1 protein-coding gene and 2 pseudogenes are annotated in these 5,717 nt (G+C 32.5%); 1 reads left to right on the forward strand and 2 read right to left on the reverse strand.

The annotated features are described in order from the left end of the window. Window positions 1–591: pseudogene (locus Wcon_RS09200) on the reverse strand (Rpn family recombination-promoting nuclease/putative transposase); the annotation flags it as partial. On the opposite strand from Wcon_RS09200, the pseudogene Wcon_RS09205 reads away from it, so the two are divergent. Continuing rightward, window positions 524–754, forward strand: a pseudogene (locus Wcon_RS09205) (Rpn family recombination-promoting nuclease/putative transposase); the annotation flags it as partial. The pseudogenes Wcon_RS09200 and Wcon_RS09205 overlap by 68 nt on opposite strands. A gap of 10 nt (window positions 755–764) precedes the next feature. Here Wcon_RS09205 and Wcon_RS09210 read toward each other — a convergent pair. After that, a complete protein-coding gene (locus Wcon_RS09210) occupies window positions 765–5,672 on the reverse strand; it encodes an ankyrin repeat domain-containing protein (RefSeq protein WP_114517915.1) in 4,908 nt (1,635 codons plus the stop codon). Window positions 5,673–5,717: the final 45 nt, after the last annotated feature.

Consider the following 5,717-nt stretch of genomic DNA (forward strand, 5'->3'; position numbering starts at 1 on the left):
ATTATACGCTTTTTCCTTTGCTCATATGCTAGTAACTCTTCTTCTGACCAATTAAACTTATTCATCTCTTCATAAGCTCGTTTTATTATTACGTCACTACCAACTATCTTATCTAGATCCTCTTCCCTTGTTTCTCCTGCATATACGAAAAAAATAACACCATTTTTCTACTATATTTTCTAGTTGGTCTTCTTTGGTTTTTGTAAATTTTGGTAGCTCTATAAATACGAAGTAAAAATCCTTCAAGTCATGTTCAAAGCTATTTTTATCCAAGATGACATGATTTGATTTGTACTCAGCCTTATCTGGAAAAATAATGCAATCAGCAACAGCAATAAAGATAATTTCCTTGAGATTATGATACTCATCACCTTGATCAGCTTGACTTGAGTAGGCTTTAGCAGCATAATACTGAGCACGCTTTTCGAAGCCTTTGGTCTTAGTGAACTGCATCTCTATGATGTATCTGGAACCTTGAGAGTCCTTACAAAGAACATCGACAATACTCTGCTTTTTGGCGGCAATGGATGAGATTGCTGCTTTTGCTGAAAAATTTGATGAGGGGCTTAGAGTTGGAGAAGAAAGAGGCATCCAAATCGGCCATGAAAAGGGCAAAGCGGAAGGAGAAAAACAGGCTAAAATAGCTGTAGCCAAAAACCTACTTAAAGCTGGCATCTCTACTGACATCATATCACAAACTACAGGTCTTTCCTTTAATGAAATCAAACAGTTACAGTCAGAAAAGACCTCATAGTTCCCTCTATTTATCGCTCTAACACACTGCTTATTCCTTTAACTACTGATGTTCCATTTAAGAAAGTATCAGGCTTTTTAGATAACTCTACTTTTCCTGAAACCTGCTGATCTAAGATCTTAGAAGGCTTTTCTACTTTCTGTTGTAGCAGTGCAGTTTCTTTTTCCCCCTCTAATTGGCTTCTTAAGTGGACTAGAAACTTATCAGTTTGTTTTAATTCTGGACATGCTTCTTTTGCAAATGAATATAGAGTTTTTGGTATTTCAGAAAATTTTTCACTTACTATTTGCCTAACTACAGCTGATTGTACTGCCACAGGGTCAAAGTTTAGATTTTCTACTGATATACCTGATTTAGTGGCTGTTTCATTCAATAATCGCTCAAATTCCTTTGTAATATTTAATGCATAGCCCTGTGCCTCTAGTGGAGATATAGGCTGATCTGCTGTAGAAATGTACTTTTGACCTGTAACTTTTCTAATCAATAAATCAAGTAACATTATTGTACCATTTACATCTATTGGCGCATCAATTTGTGAGATAGAGCTTGTAGTATTTAATGTTTCCTCAGGTAAAGCAGCTCTAGAACTAAACAACCCTCCTATAGAATCTTTTACCCAACTAAACAAATCATTTATCCATGAAGATGGTCTCGTACTACTACTTGCCACTATCTCAGATTGATTACTTGAATCTATAATAGAGTGCTTATTTAGCAAATGACTATAATGACGATTATGGTCTCCATGGTGATGACGACGCTTACGGTGTCTTACACGATCATTAGCTAGAGTAACATGAGGAATCAACATTGAAGATTGAACTGCAGACTTGCTCCTTAAATATTCCTCAATTTCTCCATAATTTTGATGAATAGCCAAATCCAAAGGTGTCCTATTATCAAAAGTTAAGGCATTAACATCAGCATCTCTCTCAACAAGACACACAACTACATCTAATGAGCCAAATTGAGCAGCCCAATGAAGAGGTGTCCAACCCTCACTATCTCTGGCCTTAACATTAGCGCCTCTATCAAGAAGTAGATTTACTACATTCAGCCTACCTGCTTGAACAGCAATGTGTAAAGGTTTTTGATTATAGTAATTTTGAGACTCAATATCAGCGCCTCTATCAAGAAGAAATTCAACTATATCTAAATTACCTTCTTGTACAGCATAATGTAAAGGTGTTCCCTGATATGTTGTTTCATTATCGATATTAGCACCATTATCAAGAAGAAATTTTACTATACTCCATTTACCTGCTTCCGCAGCAAGGAGTATAGGTGTCCAACCCTGCCTATCTTGAGCTTCAATGTTAGCACCATTATCAAAAAGAAGTTTGACTTGACTTAAATCACCATACTGAGCAGCAAGACATATAGAAGTTGTAGGGCTTTTTTGCAAATTAGTAAAAGAACTAATATAATTTAATTTATCGATATCATCTGCATTGTATATTTTATCCATTTCATCACTTAATAGTATTTTTTTATCAGCGAATCTTATAGACAATGTTTTCATTTTAGGTTCTTTATAAAAATCCTTAAAGTATATAATACATAGCTCTACATTGGCATTAAAAGCATTGGTAACTATCAAGTCATATCCCAAATAAAGAAAAGCATATTGTCCTGCTTCTTTAGATATGATTAGCTTTCTATTTTCTTCTACATCTTGAGGTGTAACTACAACAATTTCTTCATCAGAGATTAGGAGTGAGGGCTTTAAACCTAAGCTTTCATCTATCTCCATTGGTGCATTATTGAAAATAATTTGTAACTTTTTATGCCAATTATTTACAAGTGCATCTTTTAGTCTAACTTTTATCACATTTTTTTGCAAACCAGTAGCCGACAAAAATAACCCAATCAACAAATCACTTTCGTCTTTGATAATCCTTGATGTTGGTTCTATACTTAAGTCTCTATTTATTTGCCGCACTAATTGGCGAAAATCTAATGTATCCCTTAAACTTTTCTTTTTGTTGATATCATTGCTAATTACTACTTCTCGAATAGGGAGGTTTTCTATATCAAGTATTTCATAACCTGAAGTAATTACACGTACACTGTTTTCATCTACAATAATATTTTTTCTTTTACTTTCTTCTGCATTAAGTTTATTGTGTATATTTTCCAAGAAAATTGGATAGAAGTCAGAACTCTTTTTCTCCCTTTTTGATTGGTTGAGAGAAGTAGACTCTTCAACATTTTTGATCATGGAAGATATTCTACCTATTACTTGCTGATTATTTTCCTCAGCCAATATTAATTTAGAGCACTGACCTACTACACTTTGATCATAACCATTTAATGAAAGATTATTCTGTAACTTTCTTGATAACACTGAAGCCTGAGTGCTATTCAATTTATCTCCAAATTCGGTAAGTTGCTCCAAACTACAGAACTTTTCTGTAAAGCTAATTTGATCTTGGAGTGAAGAAAAACCTAAACATCGATACATTGGGTTTTTATTTTCACTTTCGAAGCCGTCAATTGATATTAAACATTTAAAGTCATTTTCTATTTTAGGAGTATATTTATCTTTATTATTGTAATTCTCTGAAACTTTTTCAATTAGATCTTGTATTTTTCTTACCTCAGATAAATTAAACCTATCTAACCTACGAATTATTATTGGTTCTATGCCTAAATCGAACTCCAATGTAGAAATTCTATAAGATTCGGAATTATTCCAATTTTTTATATTGACTACATGGTTAGATACTTCATCGGAAAACACCAAATCTGTATCACTACTGGAAACCCTAATCCAATCTGGAGCAACATTTTTTAATATTACTACTCCTACGCGTTCTTCATCTTGCCCAACCGAAATTAAAGTATCGTTTTGATTATGTGTAATATTGATAGATTGATTAAAATCTATAACGTATTCTTTCATAATTTTTTCATAATCATTCTCTTGATAGTCCATTATTCCATCAACCTCTTGCTGTAAACCTAAATATGGAAAAAAATTACCATTGTTCCACAGAAGAAAATTAACATCTCTCCATTTACTTTGATCATTATAAAAATCTTCTATTCTAATCACAAAAGAAATTCCACTCTCTCTTATTAATAAGAGATTATCTTTATCTTTGTATTTCTTGATATCTTCAAGACAGGAATCAATCACTACATGATCGCCTTGAAAGTCCTTAGGTAAAAAAAACTTATCCTGAGTTTGTGTAGCATGAAAAAAAGGAACTAACTTACCATATTCCATGGAAGAACCAGCATATAGCTCTGACTCATACAACATTGGCTCTACGTAAGGAATAAAGGTTTCTCCTTTGCTATTCATAACCATAAGGTGCCCATAGCTATCATTGCGGAAATAATCTTTCACCACAACATTATCACCTAAATATAAATTAAACTCTTGCGTTTTAAATTCTCTCGGAACTTCTTGCATAAGCATTGTGTCTAATTTTTTATCATCTGAGTTATTATCAATAATAATTTCTCCTTTCTCTGTGTTACTATCAATAACATATATATCACTTCCATTTCCACCTCTAGCAAACATAGTTCCCTGATCGAAGTTTATTACATCATCTTCCAAAGAACCAAAAACCATGTGTGGAACTGTACTATTATTCTGATCTTGCACTTTATCTCTAATAACACCAAAGACTTTATAACCCTTATGATTATTTAGAATTTTTTTGTAATGATTTTCAACATCCTTAAAATTATTTAAGGAATGTTCTGAATGTAATTCAAACGAAGTAATTTTTATAATTGATGAGTCTGATCTTTCAATCTTAGGAACAATATTACTACCATTTCTATCTATTAGTACAAAGTGAGGTTTATTACTGCTTTGCTCAACATAATTTTTTATATCAAGAGTAAATTGATCGTTTTGACCAAAATTTATTTTCAAAGACAAAGTATTATTGTTTTTAGAGTAAGTTATTTGATCACAATCACTTAATAAATCAATTTTCGGAAAAATTACAGTTCCTGTTCCATCTACATCAATTCTTGAATATAAACCCCTACCTTTATAGTCTGCAGTTTTTACATAAAAAGTATAATCGTTCTTTCTACTCTTAACTGTAGTATACGGCGAAATAATTACTTTTTTGCAACCTTCAACTACGTCTTTCTCACTATTACTAGAACCACCGCCACTATCTATGATAACTTCACGATCATCAGTTCCAGTAAAGTGTTCAGAATAACCAATACATAGCACCCTATCCACTTTGTTTTTCCTTCCAACATAGTGATAATTAAAAATATTACTATCGATATAATCATCAATCAATAAATGATCATTTATTTTTACTTTTAATTGTCCGGAAGCACTAGGTTCAAAACGATAATTAACATTCACTATAACTTTATCTCCTGCCAATTTGCTCAAATCAAGTATATTAGTAGAGTTCCCTTTACCAATAATTTTACCTGAGAAGTTAACATCATGTACAACAAATCTATTTACTACCTTACTATTACCACCAGTTATTTCTGCTGCACCTGAACTAATTAGAAAATTATTGTTCCATTCATTGCTTCCAACAATGGTACCTCTATCTATACCGATTAAATCATAAACAATTGTTTTGTCCTTTTGCATCACATTTACTTTTCTATCATGGCTAATAACCATTGCATTATCACAATAGTACTTAGCTGATGGAACAGAACTTTTAATACCCTTTTCATAATCTTGATTGGTAATCTGTGGTAAGCAAATCATTGTAGCATTTTGAATTGGATCAGGTATAACACGTGAAAGATTTTCTGTATTGGCATTTGTTTCATTCATCATAATCGTTGCATAGTCCGGACGAAGAGTATTACCATTTACTTTTCCAAGACCAATACCATAGGCAATAAGACTATCAGAGTTATTACTATTTAAAGCTCGCCACGCTCCTTTAGCCAGACTATTAATCATTTCCTTTCTGGCTGCAAGATGTTGTACATCCTTTGGTATAGGTTG

This window comes from Wolbachia endosymbiont of Cylisticus convexus, assembly GCF_003344345.1.